The organism is Massilioclostridium coli (assembly GCF_900095865.1).
Lineage (GTDB): Bacteria > Bacillota > Clostridia > Oscillospirales > Ruminococcaceae > Massilioclostridium > Massilioclostridium facile.
Genome location: NZ_FMIZ01000006.1, coordinates 201,620 through 220,092 on the forward strand (window position 1 = coordinate 201,620; position 18,473 = coordinate 220,092).

Consider the following 18,473-nt stretch of genomic DNA (forward strand, 5'->3'; position numbering starts at 1 on the left):
ATATCTTATCTCGTCTTGTTAGCACATTGGCCTAACCTCGTTAATTTATAATATATTCTATCCTTTTACAGCTTTTTCAATTACAGTACATCAATCTTTAATTTCTGCACTTTTTCTTGAATCTTCTATTTTACTGTAAATAACAAGATAGTTGAGGAAAATCTCCTCTGTGTACCTCCCACCCTAATTGCTTTACAATTAAAATGTTCAGTTTCTATAGGCACTCACCATATCTATATACAATGATATATATTTAAATTTCTTGTTTGCTGAATTTTTTTAAATTGCTTTTAACTCTTTAAAAGCCGTATCTCTCAAGTTTCCTTATGAAATACTAATAAAATAACCCCTCAGCAAATCAATCTGATTCTCAATAACAGCTATGCTTCTTTTTTGTAGTTCATTCACTTCGGGTTGGAAAAATCTTATTGCGCTTTGGCGTTTTTCTACAACTCCCGCTTCTTTCAGCTTAGCCTCTTTCTCATATGGGAATACCTATTCAATTGTGAGCCTGGAATTTCTTCACCATTCATTGGTATCACCCTTCTTTCTTTTTGGTATTGGGTTATTCTCTATGTCTATAGTATAGCACCATGTTCGTGCAATGTCAATAGGTTTTTTAAAAAAACTTTATTGTTTTTATTTTAATTGTCATTCTTTTCACAAATTTAAGCTATATTGTAAATTTATCATATTTGTATTCCTTCACCTAAAAAATACATTGACTTTCCCTTTCACTCAGGGTAAAATAACTATAGCGATTTTGAAAGGGGTGTTCTAATATGGAACAACAGGAATATACACCAGATATTTATACGCTAGAAGATGAAGAAGGCAATGAAGTTGTATTTGAAATGATTGATAGTATCGAATTAGATGGGCAAAAATATTATGCAATGATGCCATACTATGAAAATCCAGAGGATATGCTCAACGATGACGGCCAGTTAATCGTTCTGCGCAATGAAGTAGTAGACGGTGAGGAAATGATGGCAACCATCGACGATGATGAGGAATATGACCGCATTGGCGAAATTTTTATGAAACGAATTACAGAAATGTTTGAAGACGATGAGGAAGAATAAACAAAAAATTCTTCTTGAATTTTTTAAATAAAATGTTATAATACTATTAGTGACTGCCTTGTCACGTTTGTACAGTTTTATTAATCCAACACTTATGAATTGGGAGTCTAGGCTCTTCTTGTGGATTGCAGACCTCCCGCTTTGGCGGAAGAAGGGAGCGCGAAACAAGAAGGAGGACACCCACCTGTTGCTATGGCACGGGTTTTTCATCCTGTACGACGGCAAGGTGGTTATTTTTTATACCAAAAAACAGAAAGGGATAATTGTATGGAACACTGGTTATCCAGAACTGAAGCGTTAATCGGGACAGAACAAACCCAAAGGTTGCAACAAGCAAAAGTAGCTATCCTGGGGCTAGGAGGAGTCGGAGGAGCCGCTGCAGAGGCAATTTGCCGTGCTGGAGTTGGAAATATTCTGTTAATGGACCATGATATTGTGGATATTACAAATATCAACCGTCAGTTATTTGCTACAACAAAAACAGTAGGTCAAGAAAAATGCCTTGCTGCTGCCCAAAGACTACAAAATATTAATCCAGATTGCAAATTAACGGTACATCAAACCTTTTACCAAGCAGATACGCGGGAACTTCTGTTTCAGTTCCAACCAAATTTTGTAATAGATGCCATTGATACCGTCACATCTAAATTGGATTTAGCAGTGGAATGCCAAAAGCGCAATGTAAACCTAGTGATGTCTATGGGAACAGGAAATCGTATAGATCCATCTAAATTTCAGATTGGAGATATATCTGATACAGCTGGATGCGGTTGTGCTTTGGCACGTGTAATGCGGAGAGAGCTAAAAAAACGTGGTATTTTACACCAAGCTGTTGTCTATTCCACAGAATTTCCCCAAACCATTGTGGTAGATTCTTCTCATGGGAAACATTCCCCCGGCAGCATCTCTTTTTGTCCTCCAGTAGCTGGTTACTGTTTAGCCTCCTATGTAGTGCAATATCTAATCAAAATATAATTTTTACTATATAGCTATTAAAGTTTCTATTATGCCAAATTTCTCTTTCTTAGGATTATTTATTACGAAGTTTTAGATTACAAAAAGCCAAAATTCCTCTTTTGTTTTATCTACTAGTACAGCGTACTAATCATCATTTTTATCTTTTTATAAGAAGTGTTTCGTTTATCCCTGTTATTTGTTGAATTACAGTATACATAAAAAAAGCCTGTTGTGAAATACTATTCGCAGCAGGCTTTTTATTTTGTTGCATAAATGATTGAGGGATTTTATGAAAAAACATTTCTTTTGTCTGACAGGGGCCATAGCAGGTTTGCTGAATGGGCTATTTGGCGCTGGAGGAGGGGTTGCAGTTGTTCCTTTGCTAGAACACGCTGGGATTGACACTAAGAAATCCCACGCAACCTCCATTGCCATTATCGCTCCTCTGTCACTGATAAGCAGTTTATTGTATTTTCAAAATGGTAGTATTGATTTTTCTCTGGCTTGGTCCTATCTGCCCTATGGATTTGCCGGAGCTTTGGCTGGTTCCCTATTTATGAAAAAAATTCCAACAGCAATCTTGAAACGTTGTTTTGGTGCTGTAATGGTAATATCAGCCATCCGGTTATTTTTAAAATGATCCTAACAATTATTGTCGGTTTTTTATCCGGTGTAGCTGCTTCCTTAGGGCTGGGGGGCGGTTTTGTATTGCTATTATACCTGACTGCAGTTGCCAACGCTGGGCAAATGCAAGCACAAGGGGTTAATTTGGTTTTTTTCCTACCAATTGCTGCGTTATCCCTTATTATCCACGCAAAAAACGGATTTATTGAAAAAAAGCCATTACTACCGGCTATCTTATGGGGAGTTATAGGAGTATTAGTAGGAAGTTTTATTGCGTTTCATATTCCTGTAGAATGGCTTTCCAAATTATTTGCAGGGTTCATCCTTATTTTAGGAATCAAGGAACTCTTTTTTCCGAAAAAGGAAAATAAAAAAGATGGAGGAGCTGAATCAAAAAAGCCTGCTAATCGGTAATCCCTGTATATTGAATCTTTCTATCCTGATACAACAGAGTTTAACACGATAATTTTTATATTATCGATTCATCTACACGAAAAATCTTCAATAGATGTCTTTCAACCGCTTATAACAAAAAAGAGCATGGTATTAAAATACCTAGCTCTTTTTCATCATATAGTTATTATAGATTTCCATTGTCCATTTGGCTATTTTCAGTGAAACTAAAGAAACATTTTGTTTTTCGATCATGAAATTTTACAGATATTTTATTATTTGAAAAATTCGTATGATAAGCAGAATAAAGGCGATAAACATTAAAAAAATACCAATGGCACGGCTTATCTCCAAAGATAGCTGGGAGGGTTGAACCTCTTTAAAGTGCCATCCATATCGTAAATACCAAACCTTTTTAGGAAAAAATGTAAGAAAAATACCCCCAACTAAGAATGGTAAAATAATCCATCCATAATGAGATCCATCTATTTTCTCCTCCCTTTCAACTAAAATATCACACAACGTACTACCGTCAACATAACGGTTTTGATCATAACCTTCGCTCCATCCAGAAGCTCCACTACTGCTTGAACCCTCCCACCAGTAAGAAGAACCATTTGGATATATAATCTTGATATCATAATAACCATAAGAATTTCCGGAAATGGTATATTGATAGATATTAGTGCCCTCTGAGATAGTACTATTGTTTACATCTACTGTAAATATAGAATCACCCTTGGTTACAGTATAGGTAGAAGAACAGCCTCCTAACATAAATAGTAATACAATTGTCCACAATAACAAATATAACTTCTTCATTTTATATCCTTCCTTTTTCTTCTAATTATTTTTAGCATAACAGATATCGTTTGAAAAGTCAATTTTTGTCGAAAAATGGATAATAGAAAAATGATATGATATACTACGGAAAAATTGTATTTTATGGTAATTATTTAAATAGTTAAATTAGAACATTCCTTTCAGCATATATTATACTTAAAAATGCGTTCAAATGTTATTTATTGTTCACACTCAATTTATTTTACACGTTCAAAATAGATTTTTATTTGACACAAGCCATAAATTGAAAAAGCCGAGGCCACCAGTTCAACGGGTGGACTGCACAGCTCTTAAAAGGGGCTATTCAACAGCTGAACCCCTATAAGAGGTGATGGAATAATATTATTGCATCACGCGCACTGTTATCCCTAAACAGGTCAAAAATAATACTATTTTAATTCACTATTTTTTCGTATATCCTGCCATTTTTCGACTCATATAAAACTTGCTTTAGAATTATTATATTATTCTTTTCCTGGTAAAATCAGGAGATTTTTCCGCGTCAAAAGACACCATTAAAAATATATCTCCAACCTTTCTATCAGAAAAGTTGGAGATATTTTATATTAAGAGAAAAAGAAAATGATTATTTACTATTTTTTCTTTTGGGTGAGTAATATTGCTACACCTGCCAAGGCAATAGTTGCTAATCCTGCAATTGGAGTAACGTCACCTGTTTTGGCTGCGTTTGCTTTTGTTGTGGTAGATTCTTGCCCTGTTTGTGTACTATCCGCTTTGTTGTCATCTGGTGTTTCGGTAGATGGTTTTTCTACTGCTACCAGACCTTTCATTGCTTCTTGTACACTTGTTACTGCTGCGTCTACTTCTTCTTGAGTTGCGTTTTCGTTCGCCATTACTGCGTTCGCTTCTGCTACTGCTGCTTCCAGTACTGCATAGCTTTCCTCTGTATATGCGTTCGCATCTTTGCCGTTGGCTTCCGCAATTACTTTTTCCAGGATGGATTTATCCGCTTTGTATCTTAGGTTCAGCATCGCGTTCAACAGATTACTTTCTGCTGTTTCGATTTCTGCTTGCATTGCATTGTCTTTATCCGCTAATAAATCTTGCGCTGCTTTCAATGATTCTAAGAATTCTGCCTGACCTGCTTCTACATAGTCATTCATGTCATAGCCTTCTGCCAAGGATACCAGAGCTTCTAAGGAAGTAATATCTCCTTTGACAAAGCCTAGTTTATGAATTTCGGTCATTAATGCTTTCCATGCTGCATCTACTGCATCCTGAGTTGCTGCTGGGTCAGCCGCAATTTCTTTTGCTGCATCCAATGCTGCGTTGAAGGATTCCTGTACATATGCGATAACATTGTTAAAGTCATCAGATGCTTTCTGTTCTTCTGCATAGGTAATTACTTTATTTAAAATAGTTTTGTCAGAATCTACTACAGCTGACTCACCAACTGTAATCGTGCGATCAATCGATAAAGCGAAATCTTTACCTACAGAAATTTCATCTAAGTAGAAGGATTCACTTTGGCCATTTCGTACACCAAATCCGCCTCCAGTTGGAAGATTATTATTAATTGGAGTAATATCTACTAAAACGCCATTTAAATAGGTTAATATTTGCCCATCAACAATTGCGATTTGGAATGTATTTTGTTGTCCTGCTGGTTTTAGGTTAGATAATTGTATTGTATTGAAATTGGATACTTTTCCATCAATACTAGTGTGTTTTTTCAATGTGTTTTTGTCGGAACGGAACTGCCAGAAATAGAAATTTTTGGAGTCCGCTGCGCAGAATGCAATATTCCCCGCATTGTTTTCAATAGTAAATTTACCACTGTAAACGGTGTTGGAGTTGGAAATCCAATCGGAACCTACATTTGAGATTACAACTTGGCTCTTTCCTGCATAAGCACTTCCATTGGAAATTTTTAATCCAGGAAGGGTCTGATCGTTTTTATCATCAAATGTGTTGGTATAAACTGGTGTAACCGTCATGTTACTTAAGTCAAAATTAGGTGCTAATTCTGCCAATTTATCAGAAGATGTTGCATTAAGTACAGCCTGCTCTAATGGTTTTACACCTGTAACAGTACCATTTTCATCTACGGTAATGGCATCCCCTTCTTTTACTGTATAAGTAACATTTGAGAGTTCCACTTTTTCTCCATTTTTACGGGTACCTATTAATTTTGCCGTTGTAGCCTCTCCTGGTACGAGCTGTTTATCTTGTCCATCTAATGCTAATTCAATCGATACATCTACAATATCAGTATCATCAACTTGAACTTCTTCCATAACCTGAATCATACGGTCTGTTGAAACAGCAACATCATTACCAACAGAAATATCATTCAAAATCCATGCCTCACTGCTACCATTTCGGCATCCAAAGGAACCAGCCATTGGTAAACTAGTATTTGCTTCTGTTACATCAATCAATTCTCCATTTAAATAAGTACGAATTTCATTGTTTGAGCTGACAATCATAAAGCTATTTGGTTCACCATCTGGTTTTAAATTGGTTAGTGGAACTGTTTCAAAATTATCAAACTGTCCATTAATGTTTGTATGTTTTTTCAGAGTGCTATCATCAGAACGGAATTGCCAGAAATAAAAATTTTTATCGTCTTTTGCATTAAAGGCAAAACTTGCTGCTTTGCTTTGGATGATGAATTCCCCTTTGTAAACAATGGAATCATTTTCTGCCCAGTCAAATCCAACCGGTGAAATAATCTTCTGATTTTTTGCCATCTGTACGCCACCATTGGATACAATTAGACCTGGCATAGTTTGGTCATTTGGATCATCAAATGAATTGTTATAATATGGGTCTAAAATCTGAATTCGATTTGCATCAAATCTAGTGGAAAGTTCTCCATATACTCCACTTACTAACGCATTTAATACCGATTGTTCTAATGCTTTTGCCCCTGTAACAATCCCATTTTGATCTACTGTAATAGCATCTCCCTCTTTTACAGTATAAATAATATTATCCAGTTGTTTTCTGCTGTTATCACCATAAATTGCAACCAGATTTGCTTGTGTAGACTCACCTACCTCAAGCTGTTTGCCATATTGGTCAATATCCAGCTCAATTACAATATCTTTGATTTGGTCTGCTGGAACAGGTTCCTCTCCAATAACGGTAATGACAATAGATGTTGTACCTGTTTGTCCTTGATAGGTAGCAGTTACCGTAATTGTGGTATTCCCCGGCCTTAACAAATTTAAAGTTCCATCTTGTGCAATCGTAGCGACAGATTCATCACTGCTTTGGAAAGAAAGTTGTACATCACTGCTTGGGATAATATCACCAAACTGATCAGAAATAGTTGCTGTCACGTATTTATCTGTCTCATTTAAATCAATCGAGTTTCCACCTGGGACATAAGCGGAAACATAAACGACTGGAACGGATGGTACTTCTTCAGTAGATATTGCAATAGAATGGGTACCAGAGCCCAGCTGTACTGATAAGAATTTACCTTCACGAGTAGCATCTACTGTTTTACCATCTACAATCAATTTGCCATAAGATTTATTGTTAACTGGCATAGAAACTTTGGCAGTTGTATTAACCGGAATTGTTACCGAAGCCGTCATATCGTCAGTATCGCCATTTTGATAAGAAGCTTGGATTTCTCCACGGATACTTGGAGTTTTTACACTTGCAGAGTCAATCCCTCCAGGCTGGAAGGTAATGTTAAATGTTTCAAACCCTGGTGTGGTTGGCAAAATACCAAACATACCTTGTACAATAGAACATCCAGGAGAAGCGCCCCATGGATGGGATAAGGTAAGGTTACTCTTATGTTTATTACTCCATGCTTCTGGAGAAATAGTCGCTTTTAAGGTATCCATAACAGCGGCAAATGTTTTCGCGTCCTTTGTAGTATCTGGGTTGGTTAGCAGTGAAATTGCTTCCTCTCCATTGCCGCTCTGGAACAATCCACGTAAAATAAAGTAAGTAGCATAGATACTACCTTTAAATTCTCCGTTATTCCCCACAAATTCCGCTAATCGTTTTGCCATTTCTGGAGAATCATATACACCATAAGCAAGTGCATAGGCAGAAGAATGGAGTGCACTATGTTCATTTACAACACCAGCAGAGTTCATAGAGTCATAGAACTTACCGTTTTCACGGTCATAAAGCTTTTCAATCATAGATTTTTTTATCGTCTCAGAACGTTGCCGATATAAATTTTCGTCTTCTGTGTTACCTATTACATGGGCAATCTTTGCCATTAATTCATAAATGCCCACATATTCTGCATTAAATGGTGTATTGTAAGTAGATTCTTTATAGCCGTCCCGTTCACCAGTTGGCCAGTCGATCAAACCACAACCAGTAACAAGCCCTACTTCTTCTACATAATTGTCTTTTCCTCCACTTCCACGGAGTAATTTGGTTTTTAATGTTTCATAGTTTTCTTTTAAGGAATCCGCATTACCTGTATAAAGGTAATCCTGCCACGCCATTTCTACAGAAAATAGTTTATAATCTTCTGGCCATGTTTGGTTATAAAACAAATATTCATTGGAATAACGTGCCAAGGAATAGTTATCCTGTACAGCATAGCTTGTATTGGAGTTTACCAACAAGTCCCCTTCATATGCTTTACGCTCACGAGCCTGTGAATCAGTATAAAGGTCCTGATTGGTCATTTTCATGGTATATTTGGACATATCATATTCCCGATTGAGCAGGTCATTGCTCGAAACAAAATCAGAATCTTCTTCATCAAATTCCTGATGCATTGCCCAGCCCATAATGTCATCTTCCTCAATTGTTCCTTCAAAGCCAACAATTTCTACATACCGAAAATTTTTCATAGTAATTGTTTCAAAGCTCTGCTCCCCTTCTTTCAGAGTCCAATGATCTGTATAATCGGGGCCAGCTGCTAATTTATGGCGGACAGTTCCATCATCATTCAACTGTTCTCCTGCATAAACCGTTACTTGTTGTTCTTTTGGGCTAGTTAAATTTACTTTTAACCCGCCAATAATTTCCTTACCAAGGTCAATAAACCAGGTACCATCTTCCCGACGCTCTATTTTCTTCGTAGGCTCATCTGTGACAAACCGCAACGTATTCTCCGCAGAATAAGGGGTTAATATACGGCTATTTTCATCAGTAATGGGACCTTTATCCAAAGTTGTACTCCAATTACTATCGTCATAGTTAATCTCTTGCCATCCATATGGATAATAATTTGCATTAATATCTTCGGTAGGCATTTTGAATTCACCAGTACCAATCTCTCTGCCGGTATCTCCAAAAGCAGCGGTACCATCTAAGACTTTCCAGCCATCAGTAGCAGAGTTTGTCAATACCTCTTTTGTTCCATCTTTATAAAATACAGTTGCCTGTGCTAAAAAGGCGCGATTATTGGTGTCACGGTTATAGGCTACTGCGCTAATTACATTATCGCCATTTTTAATATTGTCAGTAATATCATAAGTATTATAAAATGCCTGGGTATATTTAGAGCCATCTTCTTTACGGGCATTATTGAATTCCCTGGCTGGCCCTACACCTACAGATTCCCCATTCACATATAAATCAACTGATTGTGATTTTGTGGATTCTGTTCCACGAACAGTAGCATTTAAAACGACTTTTTCTACTTGATCTCTATCCAAATTTAATTTTGGACTACGGAAAAACAAAAATGTTCCACGTTCTGAACCGTCAGCAAGCGATTCTCCATAGAGTCCAGACATCCTACAAACATTGATATTTCTAGGTACTACTAATTTTCCATTTTCTACGGTACAATTCTTAAAATAACTAACTGCATTTTCCCCTTCAAAGTTACTTTGATAAAGGATTGTTCCGTCCTCAGCAGTTACTTTCACATCATCAATCAGACCTGCGTCACCAGCTCCTGTACGGTAACCAATCGCACCTCCTAAATAACCTTGTTGAGACATGTCTCGTTCATCTACTTGGATATAATTATCTCCAGTATTGGTCATATCTAACCAGGTTGTGACGGTGTTGTCTTTTACAGTAATTTTTACTTTAAATGCTTGATTTTCTTTCAGTGTAATCCCTTTATCAGATAAGCCAACTGCTTCTATTTGGGTTAAATTACTACTGCTATTTTTTGCATAACGAACACGCAGCGCATTGTCCCCCACATGGAAACACCATGCATAACAGTTGTTAGGGTCCGGAGAACGAAAAACAAGGCCCATCATTTCAGAAGTGATGGTTACTTCTTGTTCCACCGTATAGTTTGTCCAGCCTTTTTCCGTATAAATATCAGGGGCTGTATAAGGCTTTTTCCATATACCATTGATACTAGTCCATTGGTCTCCTACAGCAGTAGTAAAAGCAATTGGCTCTGATAACGGACTTTCCGCTCCAGCTTTATCTTTTGTTTGTACCTGCCAATAATAAAGCTCATTATCGGTCAACTTTTCTTCCAGGCCGTCTAATTTTACATAGGTATTTTGGTCGGAGGAAATCCATCCTGTATCATGTAAATAATTAGATGATTTGGCCTGTTCCAATGTATCGGAAATAACAATACGGTATGCAGTTTGCACTTCATTTTGGTCTGTATCATTCACTGCCCATGAAAAAGATGGGTTCTTTGTTCCAATTCCATAAGCTTGTTCCAACAACTCAATTTTCATGTTATCCGGTGCCATGGGCGCTGTATTATCACCATTCATTGCTGATACATTTAAAATCCCCATATTCATTATACAGGAAGCAGCCATGGTAGCCGATAATACCACAGATAAAAATTTTTTAATTTTCATACTCTTTCCTTTCTTCTCATCTCTTGTTCATACAAATTAATTTGTATTCCAATTTTTCAAGTATTTTAGTTTTACTGAAAAATTAATGGAGTGAGCAATTTAAATTTTGTTTAGAAATACTAGCCTCCTTTTTTTGTAAATTTATAGTAAAAATGATTACCATCCGTAAGAAAATTCCACTCTAAAAATAGTTTTATAAATATTTAATGGAGTAAATGTTAAATTGCCCTAACGAATAAGCTTTTTCGTTCATACAAAAAGATATTAAAAAAGCCCTTGAAAGGGCAATAAGGTAAGTTTTTATAATTTTATCATAAGAATGGAAACGTTTACTTAAATAGTATAAAACAAATTCACAAAAACAGCAATAAAAAAACAATATTTTCTCTCTTTTTTACAAATATCAAATTTTAATTTTGTTTAAATACAATAATGCTTTTTGTATGTATAAAAATAAATTTATTTCATTTTGAAATAATATTGGTTTTTAATTTGATAAACTATTGCTGATACACAATGTTAAGTTTTGATTCGCAAATAAATTATAATAACGGTTATTTTGGTGTGCCATGTATTTTTGACATTGAACTTGTCATATTTTATGCTGCAAATATCGTATTTACTTGAATAACATTACCAGATATATATTTTAAAAATGATTGTTGCCATAATGTTTTCTTCTACAATGGAGAAAAACTTATTCTCTTTCCGTTTCGAAATATGATAGCATGTAATGTAAATCCATTAAAGATAGTGTAATAACTGCTGTTTTTAGTTCTACCTCATTAATTTTTATTTTTTCTCTTTTATATTTTAGTACTATTACGATATGATATTTACACATCCACTTTGTATGTAATAAGCTATTTGCTGTTTTACCATTAAAATCACCTTATCGTTGTTACAATAGGCTTGAACATTCTTATTGTGTTTGATTTGCTGATTTTTTATATAACTTCTTTTCTTCCACTCACATAGCAGATGGTTTTCTATTTTGCTTCACTCAACTGCCTAAAGATGCTCATATAAAAATCGCTATTTATCTGCTTACTATCACCTTTTTATTCTATCCCAAATTTTTTAGAAAAAAATATCTATGAAGCGTGTTACCTAAAAATCTTCTTAAAAAATAAAAAAGCCCGAAATCTCGGACTTTTTTAGACGATATCTATTTTGTTCGCCATACATGGTGGAGACGAAGAGGATCGAACTCTCGACCTTACGGATGCGAACCGTACGCTCTCCCAGCTGAGCTACGCCCCCGTACAACATATTTATCAAAATAGAAAACTACGGTTTTACAATATTGTATTAAGCAAGCCTATTTTCCATAAAACCTATCAAAAAATGCCTAACAAAAAATTGTAAAACTGAGATTTTAAAGATTGGTGCGGGCGGTGGGACTTGAACCCACACGCCGAAGCACTGGCTCCTAAGACCAGCGTGTCTGCCATTCCACCACGCCCGCTTTTCTCTCTGTATCAAAGATACTTATATAGTATAGCAACTTTTTTTTTTAATGTCAAGATTTTTTTGCATAACGTTGTTGGATTTGATTCACATTTTCTTGAATTGCCGCTTTTAACTCTGGAATTCCAGAAAATTTTTGCTCCGGACGTAAGTATTCTAAAAGATGCACTTTGATATTTTTTCCATACAAATCCCCTTCAAATCCAATAATATGGGTCTCTGCCAATGGAAATGAGGTGTTATGCACTGTGGGTTTTACTCCTACATTCGTAACTCCATAATATTTTTTATGTCCAATATACAGATAAGAGGCATACACACCAAACTTAGGGATTAAAAATTCGGAACGGAATACTTGGTTGATTGTTGGCAGTCCAATTGTCCTACCCAACTGTGCACCAGTAACAACTGGAAAATCAAAGCAATATTCATAACCCAGCAAACAGTTCGCTTGCTGGATATTACCTTCCGCAATCGCCTGGCGTATCCTTGTGGAACTAATAGGTTCTCCATCATCCAGTAACGGAGGCATAGATTTTACCTGAATTCCATAAGGCTCCGCCAATTTACGCAGTAAATCAACATCCCCTTTTCCACCTTTTCCAAAGTGGTAGTTATATCCACATGCAATTACTTTTACCTGTAACTGATCCGCTAACAATTGGATAAATTGTTCTGCTTTCAAATCTCGTATTTCAACAAAATCTGGTTCTATTAAAATACGAACACCTAGTTTTTCCAGTAAATCCTGTTTAATCCGGTCTGTAATAATCATCGAAAAATTGGATTTATTGGCTGGTATCGCATGCCTAGTATGAAAAGAAAGCACAACCGGCATCAAACCTTGGTTCCCCTCAACCGCTTGTCGAATGACAGCTTGATGCCCACGGTGTACTCCATCAAACAACCCCAACGCAATGGCTGTAGGCTGTTGAATTGGTTTGATATGCTGGAAATATTTCAAAACAGCCTCCCCTTCCATTAAATCAATAATTTTCGTATTACTAATTCGCTTGTTTCCATATTTGGAATAGCAATACCCAAAAATTCACCCTGTGCGCCATATACTGCCTGTTCTTCTATGGATTGCTGCCAATGAATTCGCTTCAAATCCAACTTAACTCCATTGGAAAACATTCTGGTTTGAATCGGGTTCAATTGAATTTTTGGAAATTTAGAAAACAACCGTTCTACTGATATAAGGGCTTTTTCCAATGTTTCCTGGTCTTTCATTTTCTGGATTTGTTCCAGTGTAAAACAATCTTCCAAACAAAAACATCCCGCTTGTGTACGAACCAAATCAGTCAACACAGCGCCAACCCCCAGCTTTTTCCCAATATCATCGCATAAGCTGCGGATATAAGTACCTTTTGAGCAGAATACATCTATTTTTCCTATCTGTTCTTCTGGGGAAAATTCTAGCAAATTCAACCCGTAAATTTCTACTTGCCGTGGTTTCCGCTCTATCTCTTTTCCTTGCCTTGCCAAATCATAAAGCCGTTGTCCATTCACTTTTACAGCGGAATACATGGGTGGAAATTGGGATATAACCCCTTGAAATTGGGATAGTGTTTCCTTTAATCCTTCCAGGGATATCTGAGATGGACAGGATGACAGAATAGTCCCTGTACGGTCTAACGTATCGGTTGTTTGACCCAATTGAAAAGAAGCCGTATACCGTTTTCTATGGTCTGGCATCAAATCAATTGCTCTGGTAGCACGCCCAATAAAAACGGGCAATACCCCTGTGGCCATGGGGTCCAATGTGCCAGAATGTCCAATTTTTTTTATTTTGGTCATTCCCCTCAACTTTGCCACCACATCAAAAGAAGTAAATCCTTCCGGTTTATTGATACAGATAATTCCGTCCATTAATTTGTCAAACTCCTTTGCGCTGCTTGTATCAGTTTTTCTTTAACTTCAGTAAGAGTTCCTGAAATATTACAGCCCGCAGCCCGTTTATGTCCACCTCCGCCAAACAAACGCCCCAACTGGGAAGCATCTACTTTTTCGGAGGTACGGATAGAAATTTTATAAAAGTTGGCCCCATCTTCCCGGATGGTAAAGCCAAGTTCTACCCCTTCAATCTGCCTAGCAATCGCAGAAACCCCATCAAAGGTGGTGTTATCCGCTCCTAGTTCTTCCATTTCCTTACGGGAAACCGCTGTCATCGCGCATTTCCCATCACAATAAAACTCCATACCATCCAGGATTAGGCGTTCCAACCCCAAACGGGCACGGCTTTTTGTTTCAAACATAGCACGGTTGATCTTTTCAAACTCCACCCCATTTTTCATCAACTCAGCCGCATAGAGATGGCATTCCACTGTAGTGTTGGAATATTTAAAGCATCCGGTATCGGTCACTATCCCTGTATACAGAGCGGTAGCTATCGGTCCTTCTATTTTATCCACCAGTTTCTCTGCAATCCGATAAACAAGTTCGGCAGCGGAGGAGGCTTCTGGAATCACATAGGCATAATTTGCAGAAATCTGATTGGAAATGTGGTGGTCAATACACAAATCAATTTGATTTGCATACCTTTCTAATTGATTGCCCAACAAAGTAGTATCCGCAATATCCACACTTATTACAAACTCTGGTTCAAAATCCAGTTCCATATGGTCTGGAACTAAAAACTGATACCGTTCTGGAAACCCATCGGAATTTAATACACAAGCATGTTTTCCAAGATGCTTTAATGTATAATACAAGCCAAATCCAGAGCCTAAAGTATCCCCATCAGGATTTTTATGGGTTAAAATCACAATATTATCCTGCTGACACAACAATTCACACAATTCCAAAAGATTAGTCTTCATGGTGTTCCTTTTTCTCCATCTCTAAAAAAATCTGATTTAAGTGAGCACTGTATTCGATGGAATCATCCGGCACAAACTTTAACTCTGGGCTTTTCCTCAAATGCAAATTGTTAGAAAGCTCCCGTTTAATAAAACCAGTCGCACTGGTCAGTCCTTTTACAGCCTCTTTTGCAATCTCAATCCCTTCCATTGCGCTAACGTAAATTTTCGCAAAAGAAAGGTCATTGGTCACTTCTACGCGGACAAAGCTCAGCATTTTATCTTTTACACGAGGATCTTTTAATTCCCTTGCAATTAAACTCAATTGGCGTTTGATATCCTCAGAAACCCGTGCAGATTTATAACTGTTCATCTGGTTCCTCCTATGATGAAAACCGCAATGGAAAACAAACAATCCCAGTGAATCCCTCCACCGTACTATTTTCCAAAGGAAGGAACGTATCCCCCTTTGGAAGCTTCCACGCGGTTTTTGTATTAATCTCTATATTCTTCTAAAATGAAGGATTCAAAAATGTCCCCTTCTTTGATATCGTTGAATTTCTCCAGACCGATACCACATTCATACCCTTTGTTCACTTCTTTTTGGTCGTCTTTAAACCGTTTTAAAGATGAAATCTGGTCTTCCGCAATGACGATGCCGTCACGTACCAAACGGATTTGTGCGGAACGGGCTACCTTGCCTTCCAATACATAACAGCCAGCAACAGTACCAACATTGCTAATACGGTATACCTGGCGCACTTCCGCACGACCAAGTTGTACTTCCCTGGTTTTTGGTTCCAACATCCCCTTCATCGCCTGCTCAACGTCTTCGATTGCATCGTAAATAACACGGTACATTCTCATTTCAACGTTTTGTTCTTCCGCATCCGCTGCAGCGATTGGATCTGGACGAACATTAAACCCGATAATAATCGCATTGGAAGCATTTGCAAGCATAACATCGGATTTAGAAATTGCACCAACAGCGCCGTGGATTACTTTTACACGCACTTCATCATTAGAAAGTTTTTCCAAGGATTGTCTTACCGCTTCCACAGAGCCTTGTACATCCGCTTTTACCACAATGTCCAGCTCTTTCATTTCCCCTTCCGCAATCTGACTAAACAGATTATCTAAAGTAACCTTCTGGAAGGATTTGAACTGTTCTTCTTTCTGGTCATGTTTTCTCTGTTCACTCAGTTCACGTGCCAGGCGTTCATTTTCTACCGCATTAAAGGTTTCACCAGCAGCTGGAACTTCATCCAAACCGGTAATTTCCACTGGAGTGGAAGGCCCTGCTTCTTTTACGGATTTTCCTTTGTCGTTCAACATTGCACGAACTCTACCAACAGTGGTTCCCGCAATTAAACTATCCCCTACATGTAAAGTACCGTTCTGTACCAACAAAGTGGCAACTGGTCCACGTCCTTTATCCAAGTAGGCTTCCACAACCGCACCTTTTGCAAGGCGATTTGGGTTTGCTTTTAATTCTTTGACTTCTGCAACCAAGTTTACCATTTCCAATAATTCAGGAATCCCTTCTCCTGTGTGAGCGGAAACAGGTACACAAATAATATCCCCACCCCATTCTTCTGGAACCAAGCCATATTCTGTTAATTCCTGTTTGACACGTTCTGGGTTTGCTTCTGGCTTATCAATTTTATTGATTGCCACAATGATGGATACTTCAGCTGCTTTTGCGTGGTTGATTGCTTCTACAGTTTGTGGCATGATACCATCATCAGCTGCAACAACTAAAATGGCAATATCAGTCATATTGGCACCACGCATCCTCATGGCGGTAAACGCTTCATGTCCTGGAGTATCTAAGAAGGTGATTTCTTTTCCATCATCCAGACGCACTTTATACGCACCAATATGTTGGGTAATACCACCCGCTTCTCCAGAAGTTACATGAGCATTACGGATATTATCCAACAAAGATGTTTTACCATGGTCAACATGTCCCATTACCACTACAACTGGGCAACGTGGTTCCAAATCTTCCTCGGCATCTTTTTCTTCTTCAAAAAGACGTTCCTCAATGGTAACAATAACCTCTTTTTCCACTTTTGCGCCCAGTTCTTCTGCTACCAGGGAAGCAGTATCAAAATCAATGGTTTCGTTTAAACTGACCATAACACCCAATGGGATGAGTTTTTTAATTACTTCACTTGCTGTTACTTTTAAACGGGAAGCCAGTTCAGAAACAACTATTTCATCTGGGATTAATACCTTTAATTGCTGTTTCCGAGCACGTTCTAAAGCAAGACGCTGTAATTTTTGTGCTTCAGTCTCTTTTTGTTTCCCATATTGTTGTTTTCCTCTTTGGGCGGAACGCTGGTTTAATTTCTGTTTTTTCACATAGTTATCACGGGTCAATTTATTCTGAGGTGCCAACTGGGAGTAACGCTCATTGTATTTATCCAAATCCACATGTACTGTTCTGGTATCAATGCGGCGTACATCATCTTTTTCTTGTTGTGGTTGGATATCACGGATATTCTGCTCTTCCGCTTTGATTGATTGCTTTAATGTTTCGGTGTATTTGGTATGTTTTTTCTGTTTTTGTTGTTTTGGTTGGGCAGCCGGTTTCTCTTGTTTTTTATTGGTGTTTTGTTGTTTTTTTACCGGTTGTTTTTCCTCTTGTTTTTGTGGTTTTGCTGCTTTTTCTGCTTTTTTTACAGGCTTTTTCTCTGCTTTTTTAGGCTCGTGTTTTTCCTGTTTTTCAGGCTGAGAGGCAGATTGAAAATATGCGTCAAAACTATCCACCTGGTTTTTCTGGGTGTAATAATCAAAAATATAATTTAACTCCTGCTCTGTTAACACAGATGTATTTTTTTTGACCTCCCCAAACTCCTTCTGTAATAATTCCAGCACATCTTTTACTGGCTGGTTCAAATCTTTGGCCACTTCGTTTACTTTATATTTAATCGTCATTATACTGTCATACCTCCTAATTAGATTGTTCTGATTGCGTCTGATCATCCGATAAACTTGCCAGGCTCTTTTTTAGCATTGTTACAAAACCTTGGTCTGTAACAGCAAACACGCCTATTTTTTTCCGTAATATTTGAGCAACTTGATCCATGGTGAGTGGAACCAAAACTGCTTCTATTTGATATTTTTCTGTTAAAAACAGGATTTCCTTTTTGGTTTTATCAGAGAGATCCTCGGTATATAAAATCAACAATGCCAAACGGTTTATAACTGCTTGTTTTACACTGTCAAACCCTGCTTCTAGCTTTCCAGCTCTTCTGCAAAGTCCAAGGTTACTCAGCAAATTACTCACCCGCAATCATCTCACTTTCCATTTTATCATAGACCTCATCCGGAATTTTGCACTGAAAACTCCTTTCAATCCTACGGGATTTTCTGGCCTTTTTTAAACAGTCGATGCTATTGCAAACATAGGCTCCTCTTCCAGGGGCTTTCCCAGTTAAATCCAACGATATTTCCCCTTCTTTATTTTTAACTACACGCACCAACTCTTTTTTTGGTTTCATCTCTCCACATCCAGTGCACATTCTCAATGGAACCTTTTTTGCTTGCAT

At 37.4% G+C, this 18,473-nt stretch carries 13 protein-coding genes, 2 tRNA genes and 1 other RNA gene; 5 read left to right on the plus strand and 11 right to left on the minus strand.

Translation table 11 applies throughout. The annotated features are described in order from the left end of the window. Positions 1–782 precede the first annotated feature (782 nt). From BQ2683_RS03215 to BQ2683_RS03235, 5 genes are all read left to right on the plus strand, one after another. Positions 783–1,085, plus strand: coding sequence for a DUF1292 domain-containing protein (locus BQ2683_RS03215; protein ID WP_069987322.1), 303 nt, complete (start codon positions 783–785; stop codon positions 1,083–1,085). Positions 1,086–1,132: 47 nt separating this feature from the next. Continuing rightward, positions 1,133–1,322, plus strand: a non-coding RNA gene (gene ssrS, locus BQ2683_RS03220) — 6S RNA. A 30-nt stretch (positions 1,323–1,352) separates the two neighbouring features. After that, complete coding sequence (locus tag BQ2683_RS03225) at positions 1,353–2,060, plus strand: tRNA threonylcarbamoyladenosine dehydratase (RefSeq protein WP_069988002.1); 708 nt, start codon at positions 1,353–1,355, stop codon at positions 2,058–2,060. A 271-nt stretch (positions 2,061–2,331) separates the two neighbouring features. Next, on the plus strand, positions 2,332–2,682 hold the full coding sequence (locus tag BQ2683_RS03230) for a sulfite exporter TauE/SafE family protein (RefSeq protein ID WP_069987323.1): 351 nt from the start codon (positions 2,332–2,334) through the stop codon (positions 2,680–2,682). Next, positions 2,679–3,080 (plus strand): sulfite exporter TauE/SafE family protein, encoded by a 402-nt coding sequence (locus BQ2683_RS03235; protein WP_069987324.1) that lies wholly within the window; start codon positions 2,679–2,681, stop codon positions 3,078–3,080. The genes BQ2683_RS03230 and BQ2683_RS03235 overlap by 4 nt, the downstream gene beginning before the upstream one ends. Positions 3,081–3,320: 240 nt before the next feature. Here the strand turns inward: BQ2683_RS03235 and BQ2683_RS13020 are convergent, their stop codons facing one another. From BQ2683_RS13020 to rnpM, 11 genes are all read right to left on the minus strand, one after another. After that, complete coding sequence (locus tag BQ2683_RS13020; RefSeq protein ID WP_083256350.1) at positions 3,321–3,881, minus strand: DUF6199 family natural product biosynthesis protein; 561 nt, start codon at positions 3,879–3,881, stop codon at positions 3,321–3,323. A gap of 614 nt (positions 3,882–4,495) precedes the next feature. Further along, a complete protein-coding gene (locus BQ2683_RS03245; protein WP_069987325.1) occupies positions 4,496–10,645 on the minus strand; it encodes a family 78 glycoside hydrolase catalytic domain in 6,150 nt (2,049 codons plus the stop codon). 1,187 nt (positions 10,646–11,832) lie between these two features. Continuing rightward, positions 11,833–11,908: transfer RNA gene (locus tag BQ2683_RS03250), tRNA-Ala, on the minus strand. Between the two features lie 123 nt (positions 11,909–12,031). Beyond that, a tRNA-Leu gene (locus BQ2683_RS03255) sits at positions 12,032–12,113 on the minus strand. 54 nt (positions 12,114–12,167) lie between these two features. Beyond that, on the minus strand, positions 12,168–13,079 hold the full coding sequence (locus BQ2683_RS03260; protein ID WP_159427347.1) for a bifunctional riboflavin kinase/FAD synthetase: 912 nt from the start codon (positions 13,077–13,079) through the stop codon (positions 12,168–12,170). A gap of 17 nt (positions 13,080–13,096) precedes the next feature. Further along, on the minus strand, positions 13,097–13,987 hold the full coding sequence (gene truB, locus BQ2683_RS03265) for a tRNA pseudouridine(55) synthase TruB (protein WP_069987327.1): 891 nt from the start codon (positions 13,985–13,987) through the stop codon (positions 13,097–13,099). Next, on the minus strand, positions 13,987–14,937 hold the full coding sequence (locus tag BQ2683_RS03270) for a DHH family phosphoesterase (protein WP_069987328.1): 951 nt from the start codon (positions 14,935–14,937) through the stop codon (positions 13,987–13,989). The genes truB and BQ2683_RS03270 overlap by 1 nt, the downstream gene beginning before the upstream one ends. Beyond that, a complete protein-coding gene (gene rbfA / locus BQ2683_RS03275) occupies positions 14,927–15,289 on the minus strand; it encodes a 30S ribosome-binding factor RbfA (protein WP_069987329.1) in 363 nt (120 codons plus the stop codon). Before rbfA ends, BQ2683_RS03270 begins: the two co-directional genes overlap by 11 nt. Positions 15,290–15,411: 122 nt before the next feature. Beyond that, positions 15,412–17,859, minus strand: coding sequence for a translation initiation factor IF-2 (gene infB, locus BQ2683_RS03280; RefSeq protein ID WP_069987330.1), 2,448 nt, complete (start codon positions 17,857–17,859; stop codon positions 15,412–15,414). Between the two features lie 16 nt (positions 17,860–17,875). Further along, positions 17,876–18,211: a L7Ae/L30e/S12e/Gadd45 family ribosomal protein gene (locus BQ2683_RS03285; RefSeq protein WP_159427348.1), complete on the minus strand. Its 336-nt coding sequence runs from the start codon at positions 18,209–18,211 to the stop codon at positions 17,876–17,878. Continuing rightward, positions 18,204–18,473, minus strand: a complete 270-nt coding sequence (rnpM, locus tag BQ2683_RS03290; RefSeq protein ID WP_069987332.1) for an RNase P modulator RnpM — start codon at positions 18,471–18,473, stop codon at positions 18,204–18,206. Before rnpM ends, BQ2683_RS03285 begins: the two co-directional genes overlap by 8 nt.

Bases quoted from the DNA above. Each gene is read 5' to 3' on its own strand.
- BQ2683_RS03215 (WP_069987322.1), top strand. From the start codon at position 783: ATGGAACAACAGGAATATACACCAGATATTTATACGCTAGAAGATGAA.
- BQ2683_RS03225 (WP_069988002.1), top strand. From the start codon at position 1,353: ATGGAACACTGGTTATCCAGAACTGAAGCGTTAATCGGGACAGAACAA.
- BQ2683_RS03230 (WP_069987323.1), top strand. From the start codon at position 2,332: ATGAAAAAACATTTCTTTTGTCTGACAGGGGCCATAGCAGGTTTGCTG.
- BQ2683_RS03235 (WP_069987324.1), top strand. From the start codon at position 2,679: ATGATCCTAACAATTATTGTCGGTTTTTTATCCGGTGTAGCTGCTTCC.
- BQ2683_RS13020 (WP_083256350.1), bottom strand. From the start codon at position 3,881: ATGAAGAAGTTATATTTGTTATTGTGGACAATTGTATTACTATTTATG.
- BQ2683_RS03245 (WP_069987325.1), bottom strand. From the start codon at position 10,645: ATGAAAATTAAAAAATTTTTATCTGTGGTATTATCGGCTACCATGGCT.
- truB (WP_069987327.1), bottom strand. From the start codon at position 13,987: ATGGACGGAATTATCTGTATCAATAAACCGGAAGGATTTACTTCTTTT.
- BQ2683_RS03270 (WP_069987328.1), bottom strand. From the start codon at position 14,937: ATGAAGACTAATCTTTTGGAATTGTGTGAATTGTTGTGTCAGCAGGAT.
- rbfA (WP_069987329.1), bottom strand. From the start codon at position 15,289: ATGAACAGTTATAAATCTGCACGGGTTTCTGAGGATATCAAACGCCAA.
- infB (WP_069987330.1), bottom strand. From the start codon at position 17,859: ATGACGATTAAATATAAAGTAAACGAAGTGGCCAAAGATTTGAACCAG.
- rnpM (WP_069987332.1), bottom strand. From the start codon at position 18,473: ATGCAAGCAAAAAAGGTTCCATTGAGAATGTGCACTGGATGTGGAGAG.